The 15559-nt window shown below is 66.6% G+C and carries 18 protein-coding genes; 14 read left to right on the forward strand and 4 right to left on the reverse strand.

Going from position 1 to position 15559, the window contains the following annotated elements; translation table 11 throughout:
* Window positions 1–7: 7 nt before the first annotated feature.
* The 5 genes from priA to ACWW36_RS22475 are packed head-to-tail and all read left to right on the forward strand — an operon-like array spanning window position 8 to window position 3505.
* Window positions 8–742 carry a bifunctional 1-(5-phosphoribosyl)-5-((5-phosphoribosylamino)methylideneamino)imidazole-4-carboxamide isomerase/phosphoribosylanthranilate isomerase PriA gene (gene priA / locus ACWW36_RS22455; RefSeq protein WP_456138170.1) on the forward strand — a complete coding sequence of 245 codons (735 nt, stop codon included), beginning with the start codon at window positions 8–10 and terminating at the stop codon, window positions 740–742.
* Window positions 742–1557 (forward strand): inositol monophosphatase family protein, encoded by an 816-nt coding sequence (locus ACWW36_RS22460; protein ID WP_456138171.1) that lies wholly within the window; start codon window positions 742–744, stop codon window positions 1555–1557. Before priA ends, ACWW36_RS22460 begins: the two co-directional genes overlap by 1 nt.
* Complete coding sequence (gene hisF, locus ACWW36_RS22465; RefSeq protein ID WP_456138172.1) at window positions 1557–2330, forward strand: imidazole glycerol phosphate synthase subunit HisF; 774 nt, start codon at window positions 1557–1559, stop codon at window positions 2328–2330. The genes ACWW36_RS22460 and hisF overlap by 1 nt, the downstream gene beginning before the upstream one ends.
* Window positions 2330–2674: a phosphoribosyl-AMP cyclohydrolase gene (gene hisI / locus ACWW36_RS22470; protein ID WP_456138173.1), complete on the forward strand. Its 345-nt coding sequence runs from the start codon at window positions 2330–2332 to the stop codon at window positions 2672–2674. Before hisF ends, hisI begins: the two co-directional genes overlap by 1 nt.
* A 42-nt stretch (window positions 2675–2716) precedes the next feature.
* Window positions 2717–3505, forward strand: a complete 789-nt coding sequence (locus tag ACWW36_RS22475) for an SDR family NAD(P)-dependent oxidoreductase (protein ID WP_456138174.1) — start codon at window positions 2717–2719, stop codon at window positions 3503–3505.
* On the opposite strand, the gene ACWW36_RS22480 is transcribed toward ACWW36_RS22475, so the two are convergent.
* Genes ACWW36_RS22480 through ACWW36_RS22495 form a run of 4 tightly spaced genes read right to left on the reverse strand, consistent with a single transcriptional unit; the run spans window position 3502 to window position 6714 of the window.
* Entirely contained in the window at window positions 3502–4302 is an 801-nt protein-coding gene (locus tag ACWW36_RS22480; protein ID WP_456138175.1) for an ABC transporter ATP-binding protein, read from the reverse strand. The two genes, ACWW36_RS22475 and ACWW36_RS22480, sit on opposite strands and share 4 nt — an antisense overlap.
* Window positions 4299–5453, reverse strand: coding sequence for a PP2C family protein-serine/threonine phosphatase (locus tag ACWW36_RS22485; protein WP_456138176.1), 1155 nt, complete (start codon window positions 5451–5453; stop codon window positions 4299–4301). The genes ACWW36_RS22480 and ACWW36_RS22485 overlap by 4 nt, the downstream gene beginning before the upstream one ends.
* Window positions 5450–6250, reverse strand: a complete 801-nt coding sequence (locus tag ACWW36_RS22490; protein ID WP_456138177.1) for an alpha/beta fold hydrolase — start codon at window positions 6248–6250, stop codon at window positions 5450–5452. The genes ACWW36_RS22485 and ACWW36_RS22490 overlap by 4 nt, the downstream gene beginning before the upstream one ends.
* Entirely contained in the window at window positions 6250–6714 is a 465-nt protein-coding gene (locus tag ACWW36_RS22495; protein WP_456138178.1) for a peroxiredoxin, read from the reverse strand. The genes ACWW36_RS22490 and ACWW36_RS22495 overlap by 1 nt, the downstream gene beginning before the upstream one ends.
* A gap of 70 nt (window positions 6715–6784) precedes the next feature.
* Between ACWW36_RS22495 and ACWW36_RS22500 the strand changes: the two genes are divergently transcribed.
* The 9 genes from ACWW36_RS22500 (at window position 6785) to ACWW36_RS22540 (ending at window position 15548) form a co-directional block, all read left to right on the forward strand.
* A complete protein-coding gene (locus tag ACWW36_RS22500) occupies window positions 6785–7507 on the forward strand; it encodes a phytanoyl-CoA dioxygenase family protein (RefSeq protein WP_456138179.1) in 723 nt (240 codons plus the stop codon).
* The gene (locus ACWW36_RS22505; RefSeq protein WP_456138180.1) at window positions 7508–9034 is read left to right on the forward strand and encodes an anthranilate synthase component I; all 1527 of its coding nucleotides are present in this window, start codon (window positions 7508–7510) and stop codon (window positions 9032–9034) included. It abuts the gene before it with no gap.
* Window positions 9031–9618 carry a TIGR02234 family membrane protein gene (locus ACWW36_RS22510; protein ID WP_456138181.1) on the forward strand — a complete coding sequence of 196 codons (588 nt, stop codon included), beginning with the start codon at window positions 9031–9033 and terminating at the stop codon, window positions 9616–9618. Before ACWW36_RS22505 ends, ACWW36_RS22510 begins: the two co-directional genes overlap by 4 nt.
* Window positions 9619–9689: 71 nt before the next feature.
* Complete coding sequence (gene trpC, locus ACWW36_RS22515) at window positions 9690–10505, forward strand: indole-3-glycerol phosphate synthase TrpC (protein WP_456138182.1); 816 nt, start codon at window positions 9690–9692, stop codon at window positions 10503–10505.
* Window positions 10506–10540: 35 nt separating this feature from the next.
* Window positions 10541–11800: a tryptophan synthase subunit beta gene (trpB, locus tag ACWW36_RS22520; RefSeq protein WP_456138183.1), complete on the forward strand. Its 1260-nt coding sequence runs from the start codon at window positions 10541–10543 to the stop codon at window positions 11798–11800.
* The gene (gene trpA / locus ACWW36_RS22525; protein ID WP_456138184.1) at window positions 11797–12585 is read left to right on the forward strand and encodes a tryptophan synthase subunit alpha; all 789 of its coding nucleotides are present in this window, start codon (window positions 11797–11799) and stop codon (window positions 12583–12585) included. Before trpB ends, trpA begins: the two co-directional genes overlap by 4 nt.
* Window positions 12582–14465 (forward strand): prolipoprotein diacylglyceryl transferase, encoded by a 1884-nt coding sequence (gene lgt / locus ACWW36_RS22530; protein ID WP_456138185.1) that lies wholly within the window; start codon window positions 12582–12584, stop codon window positions 14463–14465. Before trpA ends, lgt begins: the two co-directional genes overlap by 4 nt.
* Before the next feature lie 254 nt (window positions 14466–14719).
* Window positions 14720–15148, forward strand: coding sequence for a TM2 domain-containing protein (locus ACWW36_RS22535; protein WP_456138186.1), 429 nt, complete (start codon window positions 14720–14722; stop codon window positions 15146–15148).
* A complete protein-coding gene (locus ACWW36_RS22540) occupies window positions 15138–15548 on the forward strand; it encodes a DUF2752 domain-containing protein (protein WP_456138187.1) in 411 nt (136 codons plus the stop codon). The genes ACWW36_RS22535 and ACWW36_RS22540 overlap by 11 nt, the downstream gene beginning before the upstream one ends.
* Window positions 15549–15559: the final 11 nt, after the last annotated feature.

The following is a 15559-nucleotide window of genomic DNA, read 5'->3' on the forward strand; positions in this document are numbered from 1 at the left end:
TGAGCCCGTGTCACTAGTACTTCTTCCCGCGGTCGACGTGGTCGAGGGCCGCGCCGTGCGCCTCGTGCAGGGCCAGGCCGGCAGCGAAACCGAATACGGCTCCGCGCTCGACGCCGCCATGACGTGGCAGCGCGACGGCGCCGAGTGGATCCACCTCGTCGACCTGGACGCGGCGTTCGGCCGTGGCAGCAACCGTGAACTGCTCGCCGAAGTCGTCGGCAAACTCGACGTCGCCGTCGAACTGTCGGGGGGCATCCGCGACGACCAGTCACTGCAAGCCGCACTCGCTACGGGTTGCGCACGAGTCAACCTCGGCACTGCGGCACTGGAGAATCCGCAGTGGTGCGCCAAGGTCGTCGCCGAGCACGGCGATCAGGTGGCCGTCGGTCTGGACGTCAAGATCGTCGACGGCGAGCACCGCCTGCGCGGCCGTGGCTGGGAAACCGACGGCGGTGATCTGTGGGATGTGCTGGAACGCCTTGACCGCGAAGGGTGTTCACGATTCGTCGTCACCGATGTCACCAAGGACGGCACCCTCAACGGACCGAACCTCGAGCTGCTCACCAAGGTCACCGAGCGCACCGACGCGCCGGTGATTGCTTCCGGCGGGGTGTCGAGCCTCGACGACCTGCGGGCGATCGCCACGCTGGTCGACCGCGGGGTGGAGGGTGCGATCGTCGGAAAGGCGTTGTACGCCGGGCGATTCACACTGCCAGAAGCGCTGGCTGCGGTAGGCGAGTAATGGCGCCCGACGCCGCGGACCTCGACGCGCTGGTCGCAACTGCCGCCGAGATCCTGGACGTCGCGGCCAAGCCGTTCGTCGAGGGCCATCGCGCCGATTCGGCCGTCCAGAAGAAGGGCAACGATTTCGCCACCGAAGTCGACCTGGCCATCGAACGGCAGGTGGTCAAGGCTCTGAGCGAACAGACCGGTATCGAGGTGCACGGCGAGGAGTTCGGCGGCGCGGATGTCGATTCGCCGCTGGTCTGGGTGCTCGACCCGATCGACGGCACGTTCAACTACGCCGCGGGCCTGCCAACAGCGGGGATCCTGCTTGCGCTGCTGCGCGACGGCGAACCGGTCGCCGGCCTGACCTGGCTGCCGTTCACCGACCAGCGCTACACCGCGGTGGTGGGAAAACCGTTGCACTTCAACGGTGTCGCGCAGCCACCGTTGGAGCCGGCCAGCCTGGGGGATTGCGTGGTCGGCACGGGCACGTTCAACGTCGACTCACGCGGACGGTTCCCCGGCCGATACCGGATAGCGCTACTGGAACACCTCAGCCGCCACTGCAACCGGATGCGAATGCACGGCGCGACGGGAGTCGATCTTGCCTACACTGCAGCCGGAATACTCGGCGCTGCAATCAGTTTCGGTCACCATGTGTGGGACCATGCGGCCGGCGTGGCACTGATCCGCGCCGCAGGCGGGATCGTCACCGATCTGCAGGGCAACGACTGGACAACCGAGTCGAAGTCAGTGCTAGCCGGGCTTCCGGGAGTGCACAGCGAGATCATGGAGATCCTTTACACCGTCGGCGATCCGGAGAGCTACTGATGGATGTCGCGGTGCGCATCATCCCGTGTCTCGACGTCGACGCCGGCCGGGTGGTCAAGGGGGTCAACTTCGAAAACCTGCGCGACGCAGGCGATCCCGTCGAGCTTGCCGCGCGGTACGACGCAGAGGGCGCCGATGAGCTGACGTTTCTCGACGTGACCGCGTCGTCGTCGGGCCGCGCGACGATGCTCGAAGTCGTCAAGCACACTGCCGAACAGGTTTTCATCCCGTTGACCGTCGGTGGTGGAGTCAGGTCTGTCGCTGACGTCGACGCGCTGCTTCGCGCCGGCGCCGACAAGGTGTCGGTCAACACCGCCGCGATCGCCCGCCCGGAGTTGTTGGCCGAGTTGTCGCGCCAATTCGGTTCGCAGTGCATCGTGCTGTCGGTGGACGCGCGCACCGTGCCACAAGGGGACCCGCCGACACCGTCGGGCTGGGAGGTCACCACCCACGGCGGGCGCCAGGGCACCGGCATCGACGCCGTGGAGTGGGCAACGCGCGGTGCGGAACTCGGCGTGGGGGAGATCCTGCTCAACTCCATGGACTATGACGGCACCAAGGCCGGATTCGACTTGAAGATGTTGCGTGCGGTCCGCGGCGCGGTCTCCGTGCCGGTGATCGCGAGCGGCGGTGCGGGTGCGGTGGAACATTTTGCGCCGGCGGTTGTTGCAGGTGCCGATGCCGTGCTGGCGGCCAGCGTGTTCCACTTCGGGGAGCTGACGATCGGCCAGGTGAAGGCGGCGATGGCGGCGGAAGGGATCGTGGTGCGGTAATGACGCTCGACGCAGGCATCGCGTCGCGGCTCAAACGCGACGCCAACGGGCTGGTCACCGCCGTGGCACAGGAGCGCGGCACCGGGCAGGTGCTGATGGTCGCGTGGATGGACGACATCGCGCTGGCCCGCACGCTCGAAACCCGCAAAGCCACCTACTACTCGCGCTCGCGCCAAGAGCACTGGGTCAAGGGCGAGACGTCGGGCCACACCCAGCACGTGCACTCTGTGCGGCTGGATTGCGACGGAGACACCGTGCTGCTGGAGGTCGATCAGGTCGGCGGGGCGTGCCACACCGGCGACCACACCTGTTTCGACGCCGACGTGCTGCTGGCGCCCGAATAGGCATCATCGGCGCAGACGTCGTCGAGACCTCAGACTGTGACGATGTCTCGCTTCGCCGATCGCGTTGCCCTCGTCACCGGTGCCAGCTCCGGAATCGGCCTCGCCACCGCGATTTGGCTTGCACAGGAGGGTGCGGCCGTGGCGCTCGTCGCGCTGCCCGGTGACGAGCTGGATGCCGCCGCAGAGCAGTGCCGCGCCACCGGATCCGCCGCGCTCGCCGTGCCCACCGACGTCGCGGATTCTCGCGAAGTGTCCGCCGCGTTCGAGCGTGCCGAAACTCTAGGCCGCGTATCGGCCGTCTTCAGCAACGCCGGCATCTCGATCGTCGGCCCCGCGATATCGCTACACGACGACGACTGGCTGCGGCAGCTGCACGTCAATCTGTCCGGCAGTTTCTACGTCGTGCGCGAGGCCGCGCGGCGCATGGTCCCAGCCGGCCAAGGCGCCATTGTTCTCACCGGCTCGGAGCTTGGGATCCTGGGCCAGCGCGGCTACGTCGGCTACACCGCGACCAAGGGCGGCGTGCTGGCGATGACGCGCGCTTTCGCCGCCGAACTGGCGCCGCACGGCATTCGGGTGAACAGCGTCTCGCCGGGCACCACCGAAACGCCAATGCTGCTAGCTGAATTCGATGCCGCGCCAGACCCAGCACGGGAACGCGCCGAGAACGAAGCGACCATCCCACTGGGCCGCATCGGCCAACCGCCGGATATCGCGGCGGCCGTTGCGTTCCTGTTGTCCGACGAAGCGGCCTACATCACCGGCGCCAACCTCGTCGTCGACGGCGGGCGCACATCGTGTTTCACCGCCGGCACCCTGGGCACGACCTAGACGTCGATGATGCGGGTGGCCTTCGTCCTGGCCACCCACCGGCCGTCGTCGTAACGAACGTCGACCGGATGCGCGAACGCGGCTGTGACGTTGTCGGTCGTCACAGTCTGACGTGCGGTGCCGCTGGCCACCGTTCGGCCCTCGGCGATCAACAACGCATGCGTCGTGGTGGTCGGCAGCTCCTCGAGATGATGAGTCACCAGAATCGACGCCACCTCGGGATGCGTTTCATCGAGTGTGTCGATGGTTTCCAGCAGTTGCTCACGCGCTGCCACGTCGAGACCAGTCGTGGGTTCGTCGAGCAGTAACAGCCGTGGCTCCGAAATCAATGCGCGCGCAATAAGAGTCCGCCCCCGCTCGCCCTGCGACAGCGTCGGCCAGACGTCGTCCGCTCTGCGGGAAAGGCCCACCGTTTCGATCATCGCGTCGGCGCGGTCGCGCTCTTCGTCGGTCGGCGTCCAGCGCATCGGGACGTCGATCGTTGCGGTGATGCCTGTGAGCACGACTTCACGCACCGTCAACGGGTATTGCAGGCGATGCCGCGGATTCACGTGGCCGATCGAATGCCGTAGCCGGGCCAGCTCGACGCGCCCCATCTGTTCCCCGAGGATGCGCACCGTCCCCGATGTGGGAAACATGACGGCCGCGCAGAAGCCAAGCAGCGTGCTCTTTCCTGCGCCGTTGGGGCCCAGCAACGCCCAGTGCTCGCCGGCGTACACGGTCAGCGAGATGCCGTCAATGATCTGCTTGCCGTCGCGGCGGAATGTGACGTCCACCAGCTCCAGAACCGGCGTCACGCGGACTCCCGCGGCACACTCAGCGCCAAGACAGCGGCATCGTCCTCGACGCCCTCGCCGAGGCCCTCCAGCAGTGAACGTATCGCGTTCACGATTGCCGCGGCCGTAGTGGGGGCATGCGCGTAACCGAACTCGATCAGGGCGTCCTCGTCGTCATAGCGTTCCTTCGCCACACCCGTCCGAGCCTCGGTCAGGCCGTCTGTGTAGAGCACAAGGGTGTCGCCGGCCGTCAGACGGATCCGCGTCGACTTGAACCGCGGCGCGGAGGAGATGCCAATCGCATGACCGCCACGAAGTTCGAGGTAGCGCGCACCGCCGTCGTCGGTGAGCAGCAGGGCCGGCGGATGCCCTCCGGCCGCGAGGTGTACCTCGAAGCCGTCCTCGAGCCGAGTCAGGACTCCGAAGATGACGGTGCAGAATCGCAGCGAATCACTGAGCACTTCCTGATGGAACACGGCGTCCAGGTTGTGCAACACCGTCACCGGATCGTGGTCGATTACCGCAGCGGCGCGCAACGTGTACCGGGTCAGCGAGGTCAGCGCGGCCGCATTGGCTCCCTTGCCGCATACGTCCCCGAGGAAGAACCCCCACGTGTGAGACGACAACGGGAACAAGTCGTAAAAGTCGCCGCCGACCTCGTCGGGTGAAGCAGCGTGGAAGTACGCGCTTGCCTCCAAACCCTTCGGCGGCGACAGCGACGGCGGAAGCAGTGAGCGCTGAAGCGTTCGGGCCAGCACCTGGCTACGCGTGCGCTCGAGTTCAGCCTGCCGTCGCGCTTCGAGCAGTTCCCGCTCGTATGAGCGTCGATCGCTGGCGTCTTGAACGACGATCCGCAGGAGCTCGACGCGTCCCTCGGCGTCCCGTTCGACGTTTGCGCTGATGAGTACCGATAAACGTGTGCCAGCGGCGGTGATCAAATCGACAGTGACACCGGAGATTTCGCCGTTCATCTGCAGTAGCGGGCCGAAATGTGTTTCGTAGTGGATGCGGCCGCCCGCTGCGAACAGCTCCGTAAACGGTTTACCGACAAGGGAACTCGGCTCGTAGCCGAGCAATCGCGACAGCGTGGCGTTGACCGTGATGATCCGGCGATCGGCCCCTGCAGAAATGTATCCGCACGGCGCGTTCTCGTAGAGGTCGGCGATATTCATGTCGCCCCGGCGAAGGCTCCGATCGCCCTGGCGGTGGCTTCCGGAGCGCTCAGATGGGGGCAGTGGCCTGTCGTGTCCAGCGTGACAAGCTCGCTGCCGTCGATGTTGTCGTGTACGTACGTCCCGACTTCGCGTGGGGCAATCGAGTCCTGCTCGGATTCGATCACCAGCGTCGGTACCGAAACCCGTTGCAGGTCAGCCCGATTGTCGGAGAGAAACGTCGCGCGTGCGAACACCCGCGCGCAGTCCGGGTCGGTGCGACAGAAGGTGTCGGTGAGTTCTTCCGCGAGCTCGGGCTGTTCTGGTGCCCCCATGATCACCGGTGCCATGGCCCGGGACCATCCGAGGTAGTTGCTTTCCAACGACTCGAGAAGTTCGTCGATGTCGGCCCGGGAAAAGCCGCCGCGGTAGTCGCCGTCGTCGATATAGCAGGGGGATGGAGTGAGCAGCACCAACTTTGCGAACCGGCTCGGATCGGCCGCGACAGCAAGGACTCCGATCATCGAGGCCACGGAATGGCCCACGAACGTCACATCGTGCAGGTTGAGCTCGGTCAAGATCTCCAGAACGTCGTCCGCGTATCCCGTAAGCGATGCGTAGCGCTCGGCGTCCCAGGCGGCCGGATCAGCTGCGCCCGAGCCGACATGGTCGAACAGCACGACGCGGAAATTCGGAAGAAGTTCGGGTACTACCAACCGCCACAAGTTCTGGTCACATCCGAAACCGTGCGCCAGCATGATCGTCTGCTTGTCGTCGGGTCCGACGACGTTGACGTTGTTGCGGGCGGCGGCGGTCACTATGCCGACTGCCGCTGGCGCAGCACCTCCAGCGCCTTGTCCGCGTGGGTATCCATGCTGAACTCGCTCGCGATCACGTCGAGCACGGTGCGGTCGGTGTCGATGACGAATGTGGTCCGCTTGACCGGCATGAGCTTGCCGAGCAGCCCCCGTTTGACGCCGAACTGTGTCGCGACGGTGCCCCCGGTATCCGAAAGCAGCGGGTAATCGAACTTCTGCTGATCGGCGAATTCCGCTTGTTTCTCAACGGGATCCGCGCTTATGCCCACCCGGCTGGCACCAACGGCGGCGAACTCCGATGCCAGATCGCGGAAGTGGCACGCTTCCTTGGTGCAGCCCGGCGTCATCGCTGCGGGATAGAAGAACAACGCGATCGGGCCGCCGGCGAGCAGCTCGGTGAGGCTTCGCACCTTGCCCGTCTGATCCGGCAATTCGAAATCGGCTACCTGGTCGCCACGTTTCATGGCCATCACGCTACGCCGCAGGTCGAAAATCGTTGGCCCTGGGAAGCATCTACATGAGAGCCTCGGCCCGATGCTGGATCTGGACGCCTTCATGGCCGACGGCTACATCAAGCTCGAGCAGGCGGCGTCCCGCAGTGCCGCCGATGCGGCGCGCGCTCTGCTGTGGCGGCAGCTGGGCCTGTCACCTCACGATCCCGAACAATGGTCGGCACCCGTACGGTGGGCGTCCGACCTGACCGGCGAAGGCCCCTTCGGCGAACTGGTGCGCAGCCCGACGCTGGCCGAGGCGCTCGATGCGATATGCGGAGGCGGAGGTTGGGTGCCCCGAGGCTCATTGGGCAACGTTCCGGTGCGCTTCCCGGTGTCCCCACCCAACGACGATCGGGGATGGCACATCGACGCCAACACGCCGCAATCCGACGGGTCGTGGACGGTGACCGGCCGTCCGCACACGGTGCTGCTGCTGACGCTGCTCTCAGAGGTCGGCCCAGACGACGCACCGACGCGTATCCGGGCCGGGTCACACCATGACGTGGCCCGAGTGCTCGGGCCCGACGCGGTGGAGTTGGCCGAGATGGGTCGACTGGTCGGCGACGCCAGCGCTCACCGGGCGGTGGTGCACGCCACCGGCGAGCCCGGCGATATGTACGTCGTTCACCCGTTCACGGTGCACGCCGCCGACGAGCACCGCGGCAGTACGCCGCGGTTCATGGCGCAGGCGCCCGTCGAGCTGAGGGGTCCACTGACGCCTACGTCGTCGTCGCCGCTGGCGCGCGTCTGGGAGAATTGCTGAGTGCAAACGACCGCCAACCTCGCAATCACCACCTCGCGCGAGGACTTCCGGGCGCTGGCCGCGGAGCACCGCGTGGTGCCGGTGACTCGCAAGGTGCTCGCCGACAGTGAGACCCCGCTGTCGGCGTACCGCAAGCTGGCCGCCAACCGGCCAGGGACGTTCTTGCTGGAGTCGGCCGAAAACGGCCGCTCGTGGTCTCGGTGGTCGTTCATCGGTGCGGGTGCGCCGTCGGCGTTGACGGTTCGCGACGGCGAGGCGGTGTGGCTTGGCACGACGCCCCAGGACGCACCCCGCGGGGGTGATCCGCTGAAGGCGCTGGCGGCGACGCTCGAGCTGCTGAAGACCGAGCCGTTGCCGGGACTGCCGCCGCTGTCTAGCGGCCTGGTCGGCTTCTTCGCCTACGACATGGTGCGACGGCTGGAGCGGTTGCCGTCGCTTGTGGTCGACGACCTCGGGCTGCCGGACATGCTGCTGCTTCTGGCCACCGATATCGCCGCCGTCGACCACCACGAGGGCACCATCACGCTGATCGCCAACGCGGTGAACTGGAACGGCACCGAGGAGCGCGTCGACTGGGCCTACGCCGACGCCGTGAATCGCCTCGACGTGATGACCGCGGCGCTGTCCGAGCATCTGCCCTCGACGGTGGCGACGTTCAGCCGGCCGGAGCCGCTGCACCGCCAGCAGCGCACGGTCGAGGAGTACACGCGCATCGTCGAAAAGCTCGTCGGCGACATCGAGGCCGGTGAGGCGTTCCAGGTGGTGCCGTCGCAGCGGTTCGAGATAGACACCGACGCCGACCCGCTCGACGTGTACCGGATGTTGCGGGTATCCAACCCCAGCCCCTACATGTATCTGCTCAATGTCCCCAATGATGCTGGCGGACTGGACTTTTCGATCGTCGGTTCCAGCCCCGAGGCGTTGGTGACGGTGAAGGACGGCCGGGCGTCGACGCATCCGATCGCCGGCACGCGGTGGCGCGGCGCGACGGAGGAAGAAGACGTGCTTCTCGAGAAGGAGCTGCTGCACGACGACAAGGAGCGAGCCGAGCACCTGATGCTGGTCGACCTCGGGCGCAACGACCTGGGGCGAGTCTGCCGGCCCGGCACCGTGCGCGTCGAGGACTACAGCCACATCGAGCGCTACAGCCACGTCATGCACATCGTGTCGACGGTGCATGGAGAGCTCGCCGACGACAAGACCGCGTTGGACGCCGTCACCGCCTGCTTCCCGGCGGGCACCTTGTCGGGTGCGCCGAAGGTGCGGGCGATGGAGCTCATCGAGGAGGTCGAATTGACCCGCCGCGGCCTCTACGGCGGCGTGCTCGGCTATCTGGACTTCGCGGGCAACGCCGACTTCGCAATCGCGATCCGCACAGCGCTGATGCGCAACGGCACCGCATATGTGCAGGCCGGCGGGGGAGTCGTGGCCGATTCCAACGGCCCGTACGAGTACACCGAGGCGGCCAACAAGGCCCGCGCTGTGCTGAACGCGATCGCTGCCGCCGAAACGCTGACCGAACCGTGATCCGCCTGGCTCAGCTCGTGCTCGTCCTCGCCGCCGGGGCGCTGTGGGCGGCGTCGCGGCTGACGTGGGTCGAGGTGACGTCGTTCGACGGGCTCGGACAGCCGAAGACGGCGGCGCTGAACGGTGCAGCCTGGTCGACGGCACTGGTTCCGCTTGCGCTGCTGGTGGCGGCGGCCGCGATTGCGGCGCTGGCCGTGCGTGGCTGGCCGCTGCGGTTACTGGCGACGCTCGTCGGGGTCGTGAGCGCCGGCATGGCGTATCTGGCGATCAGCCTGTGGGTGATTCGCGATGTGGCCGTACGGGCGTGTCATCTGGCCAATGTGCCTGTGGCCAACCTGGTCGGCACGCAGCGGCACTACTTGGGTGCGGTGATCACGTTGGTTGCGGCGGTGGCCACGCTGGCAGGCGCGGTGATGCTCATGCGTTCGGCGGCCAAAGGTGGAGCCGCGCGCTATGTACGACGGGCCAGTGTGCCGGTGGAAGAACCAGGCGATGCGATGTCTGAGCGCATGATCTGGGATGCCCTCGACGAGGGCTCCGATCCCACTCAAGACACGGCCAATCCGGACAACAAGGGTCGGTGACAGATGGTGCTCTGCTGGCGGCTACCCTTCGTTGAAGATCAAGCGCGCTCACGGGAAGGACAGCGACGGGTATGACGGCGACCGTGCTCGACTCCATCATCGAGGGAGTCCGCGCAGACGTTGCCGCCCGCGAGGCCGTCGTCCCACTGGCCGAAATAAAGCAGATGGCCAAGGACGCGGCGGCGCCGCTGGACGTGATGGCCGCGCTGCGTGAACCGGGCATCGGGGTGATCGCCGAGGTGAAGCGAGCGAGCCCGTCGCGCGGCGAATTGGCGTCGATCTCCGACCCGGCCAAGCTCGCCCGTGCATACGAGGACGGCGGCGCGCGCATCATCAGCGTGCTCACCGAGCAGCGCCGGTTCAACGGCTCGTTGGACGACCTCGACGCCGTGCGTGCCACGGTGTCAATTCCCGTGCTGCGCAAGGACTTCATCGTCAGGCCGTATCAGATCCACGAGGCCCGCGCACACGGCGCCGACATGCTGCTGCTGATCGTGGCCGCACTCGAGCAGTCGGCTCTGGTGTCGATGCTCGACCGCACGGAGTCGCTGGGCATGACGGCGCTCGTCGAGGTGCACACCGAAGAGGAGGCCGACCGAGCGCTGCAGGCCGGCGCTACCGTGATCGGTGTCAACGCGCGCGATCTCAAGACACTTGACGTCGATCGCGATTGCTTCGCGCGCATAGCACCCGGGTTGCCGAGCAATGTCATCCGGATCGCGGAGTCGGGGGTGCGAGGCACCGCCGATCTGCTCGCCTACGCCGGCGCGGGTGCCGACGCGGTGCTCGTCGGTGAGGGACTGGTCACCAGTGGCGATCCCCGCAGCGCCGTCGCTGATTTGGTCACCGCAGGCACACATCCGTCCTGCCCGAAACCTTCACGCTGACTGGCGATGAGCCGCTTGCGCGAAGAGATTCATTGATGGCCGATCTCGCAGGCCCTGAGCTGCCACGTTCCAGCGCGGCCGTCGCCGAACCCACGGTGCATGATCCCGATGCCCGTGGCCATTTCGGTGTCTACGGAGGGCGATTCGTTCCTGAAGCGCTGATGGCCGTTATAGAGGAGGTCACCGCGGCGTACGAGAAGTCGCGCGGGGATCAGGCGTTTCTCGACGAGTTGGACCGGCTGCAACGCCATTACAGTGGTCGGCCGTCCCCGTTGTACGAGGCCAGCCGGCTCAGCGAGCATGCCGGTGGCGCGCGGATCTTCCTGAAGCGAGAAGACCTCAACCACACCGGATCTCACAAGATCAACAACGTGCTGGGGCAGGCGCTGCTCGCGCGGCAGATGGGCAAGACGCGGGTAATCGCCGAAACCGGCGCCGGACAGCACGGTGTGGCCACGGCGACGGCCTGTGCGCTTATGGGGCTGGAGTGCGTGATCTACATGGGCGCCGTCGACACCGCGCGCCAGGCTTTGAACGTCGCGCGGATGCGATTGCTTGGCGCGGAGGTGGTGTCCGTCGAGGCCGGCTCGAAGACACTCAAGGATGCGATCAACGAGGCGTTCCGTGATTGGGTGACCAACGCGGACAACACGTATTACTGCTTCGGCACGGCGGCGGGCCCGCACCCGTTCCCGACGATGGTGCGCGACTTCCAGCGGGTGATCGGGTTGGAAGCGCGGGTGCAGATCGTCGACCAGGCAGGCAGGCTCCCCGATGCGGTGACGGCGTGTGTGGGCGGCGGGTCGAATGCGATCGGGATCTTCCACGCGTTCATCGACGATCCGGGTGTCCGGCTGGTGGGATACGAGGCGGCCGGTGACGGCGTCGAAACCGGGCGGCACGCAGCGACTTTCACCGGTGGCTCACCCGGCGCATTCCAGGGGTCGTTCTCGTATCTGCTGCAGGACGAGGACGGTCAAACCATCGAATCGCATTCGATTTCAGCGGGTTTGGATTACCCGGGGGTCGGCCCTGAGCATGCGTTCCTGAAGGATACCGGCCGTGCCGAGTACCGGCCGATCACGGATGTCGAAGCGATGGATGCTTTCTCGCTGCTGTGCCGCAGCGAGGGAATCATCCCGGCCATCGAGTCGGCGCACGCGGTGGCCGGTTCGTTGAAGCTCGGTCAGGAGCTTGGCCTCGGGGCGATCATCTTGGTGAACATGTCCGGCCGCGGTGACAAGGACGTCGAGACGGCTGCGAAATGGTTCGGTCTGTTGGACGGCAAGTCATGAGCCGGCTCGCCTCGTTGTTCGATGCGTGCCGCGCCGAGGGGCGTTCCGCGCTGATCGGTTATCTGCCGACCGGTTTTCCCGATGTGCCGACGTCGATTTCGGCGATGACCGCGATGGTCGAATCCGGTTGCGACATCATCGAAGTCGGCATCGCGTATTCGGATCCCGGAATGGACGGGCCGGTCATCGCTGCAGCGACAGAAGCCGCATTGCACGGCGGGGTGCGGGTTCGGGACGCGCTGACTGCGGTGGAGGCAATCAGCAACGCAGGCGGACGTGCCGTGGTGATGACGTACTGGAACCCGGTGTTACGGAAGGGCGTCGACGCGTTCGCACGTGATCTCGCGTCGGCCGGTGGGCTCGGGATGATCACACCAGACTTGATTCCGGACGAGGCCGACGAGTGGTTGGCGGTGTCCGATGCCCACGATCTGGACCGAATCTTCCTGGTCGCGCCGTCGTCGACACCGGAACGGCTGGCTACGACGGTCCGCGCGTCGCGCGGATTCGTCTACGCCGCTTCGACAATGGGAGTGACGGGCGCACGGGATGCGGTGTCCGTGGCGGCACCAGAATTGGTGCGACGGGTGAAGGCGGTGTCGGATATTCCGGTCGGTGTCGGATTGGGGGTGCGGTCCCGCGAGCAGGCAGCGGAGATCGGAGCCTATGCGGACGGGGTCATCGTGGGGTCGGCGTTGGTATCGGCGTTGAACGACGGTATTGGAGCGGTGCGGGCCCTGACCGAGGAGCTCGCCGACGGTGTGCGGCAGAGGATTACCGCGTGACAACGACAGTTCTTGCCTATATTCCGAGCCCCTCGCAGGGTGTGTGGCATCTCGGAGTGGTGCCGATCCGGGCGTACGCGCTTTTCATCATCGTCGGCATCATCGCCGCGCTGGTGATTGGTGACCGCCGTTGGGCCGCCAGGGGCGGCGAGCCGGGTGTCATCTACGACATCGCGTTGTGGGCGGTGCCGTTCGGGCTGATCGGCGGCCGGCTGTATCACGTGATGACGGACTGGCGGACATATTTCGGTGACGACGGCGCGGGGCTTGCCGGAGCGTTCCGGATCTGGGACGGCGGCCTCGGCATCTGGGGTGCCGTTGCGTTAGGCGGCGTCGGGGCGTGGATTGGATGTCGCCGCAAGGGGATTCCGCTGCCCGCGTTCGGCGACGCGATAGCGCCAGGAATCATATTGGCGCAGGCGATCGGCCGGATAGGCAACTACTTCAACCAGGAACTGTTCGGGCGCCCGACGACGCTGCCATGGGGTCTTGAGATTTATGAGCGACGTGACGCCAACGGTGTGCTCGACAATCTGAACGGAGTGTCGACAGGGCAGGTGGTGGACGTCTACCACCCGACGTTCTTGTATGAATTGCTCTGGAATCTGCTGGTTTTCGCGGCGCTGATCTACATCGATCGACGATTCAAGATTGGCCACGGTCGGCTGTTTGCGGTCTACGTGGCGGGCTACTGCCTCGGCAGGTTCTGGGTCGAGTTGATGCGCAGCGACATGGCCACACACATCGCGGGTATTCGGATCAACTCGTTCACGTCGACGTTCGTGTTCATCGGCGCGGTGGTGTACGTCATGGTGGCGCCCAAGGGCCGCGAGGACCCGGCGTCGCTGCGTGGTACGCCGAAGACCGACGAGGTCGAGGACTCGGTCGAGACGTTCGCCAAGGAGCTGACGGCGGTCGCGGCCACCACGGGTGTCGTCGCGGCCGCCAAGGCGGCCGGTGAAGCGGAGGACGAAGACGCCGAAGCCGTTGGGGACCACGACGGCGACGAACCCGACACGGAGTCCGAGGCGGCGACAGAAGCCGAACAACTTGCTTACGACGTCGCCGAGGCGCCGTCGGAGGACATCGAAGAGGCCGCGGAGTTCGCGGTGGCCGGCAAGGAAGCCGACGAGGCGGAAGTCTCGGCCGAGGCCGAGGAGCTGGGCGCCGATGTGGCCGGTGTGCCCGCCGAGAACCTGGCGGAAGCCGAGGAGTTCGCGGCCGAAGGCGATGAAGTCGCCGAACCCGTCGCCGGTGGTGTGGGCGCCATCGAGCCTGAGGAGGCGGCCGAGGCTGAGGCCGCCGCTCCCGAGGCGCATGAGGCTGCTGTCGTGGCGGCCGAAGAGGCCGAGGACGTCGCCGACGAGGTAGAGGCCGAAGCGGAGGCGGAGTCCGAGGACAGCGAAGAGCCGGAGCCTGAGCCCGAGCCAGAGAGCGACGAAGAACCGGAGGCCGTCGCGGAGGACGGCGAAGAACCGGAGGCTGTTGGCGGCATCGGCGCGGTCGAGGGCGAGGAAGCGGCCGAGGCTGAGGAGGCCGCACCCGAGGTGCACGAGGCGGCGGTAGAAGCCGCTGACGAAGCTGAGGCCGTGGCGGATGAGGTGGCCGCAGAGGCCGAGGAGTCCGAGCCCGACGAAACGGAGACGGAGGACGCCGAAGCCGCGGTAGGAGAAGCCGTCGAATCCGAACCGTCCGAAGAAAAAGCCGCCGAGGCGGAAGAAGCGGTGGTTGAGGAGGCGGATTCGGCCGTCGATGAGGAGCCGAGCACCGGCGTTCTCGAAACCCAGGACGAAGCCCCGGTCACACCAGCGCCAGCCGAACCCGAACGTGTTGAGGAGCCCCGCGGACGCGTCCGCCGCTGGTTGCGCCGCAATCGCTGACGGAGTTATCCACAGGTCCAAATTTCGTGGGGTCGCAGAACCGGGCGCAGCGCGTCGAAGCCGAGCGCCGGGAGAACCGCGAAGCGCGTGAGGCCCGCCGAAAAGCACGAGACGCTTTTTATGCCGAGCTCATGCATCCAACTGGCGGCGACGGCGAGCCACCGGCGTGTTGAACCCGATCCCACGCCGCCGCTCACAATTAGCGGGTTTTCCTTACTTACAACCGGACGTGCAACTCTGGCATGCTGAGTGCCATGACCGAGCCGCAGTTCAGTGGCAACGAAGGTGGAACACCGCCTCCGCAGCAGCCTGGCTATCCGCCGCCCTACCCGCCGCCCCCAGGGCAATACGGGCCGCAAAACCAATACCCGCCACCGGCGGGGCAATATCCGCCGGCATACGTCGACCCCGCCGCGCCCTATGGCCGCCATCCGCTCACGGGTGAGCCGCTGTCGGACAAATCCAAATTGGTTGCAGGCCTGCTGCAGCTGATCGGTTTGTTCGGTCTGGTCGGTATTGGCCGCATCTACCTCGGCTACACCGGGCTGGGCATCGCGCAGCTGGTCGTCGGGTTGATCACCTGCGGCCTCGGCGCCGTCGTCTGGGGGATCGTCGACGCGGTCCTGCTGTTCACCGACAAGGTTCGCGACCCGGAGGGGCGCCCGCTGCGCGATGGCACATAGCGCCACCTCGAGCCGGGGACGGCTATACGGTGCGCTCGGGACGGGCGCCGTCCTGGCAGGCGGCCTCGCCTACGTCGGACTCGGCGATCCGCACAGCCGGGACTTCGTCTTCCCTGTCTGCCCGTTCAAGGCGCTGACCGGCCTGAACTGCCCCGCCTGCGGTGGGCTTCGCATGACCCACGACGTTCTTCACGGCGACTTCGCGGCCGCCGTCGTCGACAACGTCTTCCTACTCGTCGGCCTGCCCCTGCTGGCCGCCTTCCTTCTGATGCGATGGCGCCGCGGCCAACCACTGATGACCATGCCCGCGATCGTCGTGGTCGCGGTCGCCGCCATCACCTGGACGGTGGTACGGAATCTTCCTGGGTTCCCGCTGGTCCCGACGCTGCTGGGAGGGTAGCTCCACCGCTG

This window comes from Mycobacterium sp. MMS18-G62, assembly GCF_053877835.1.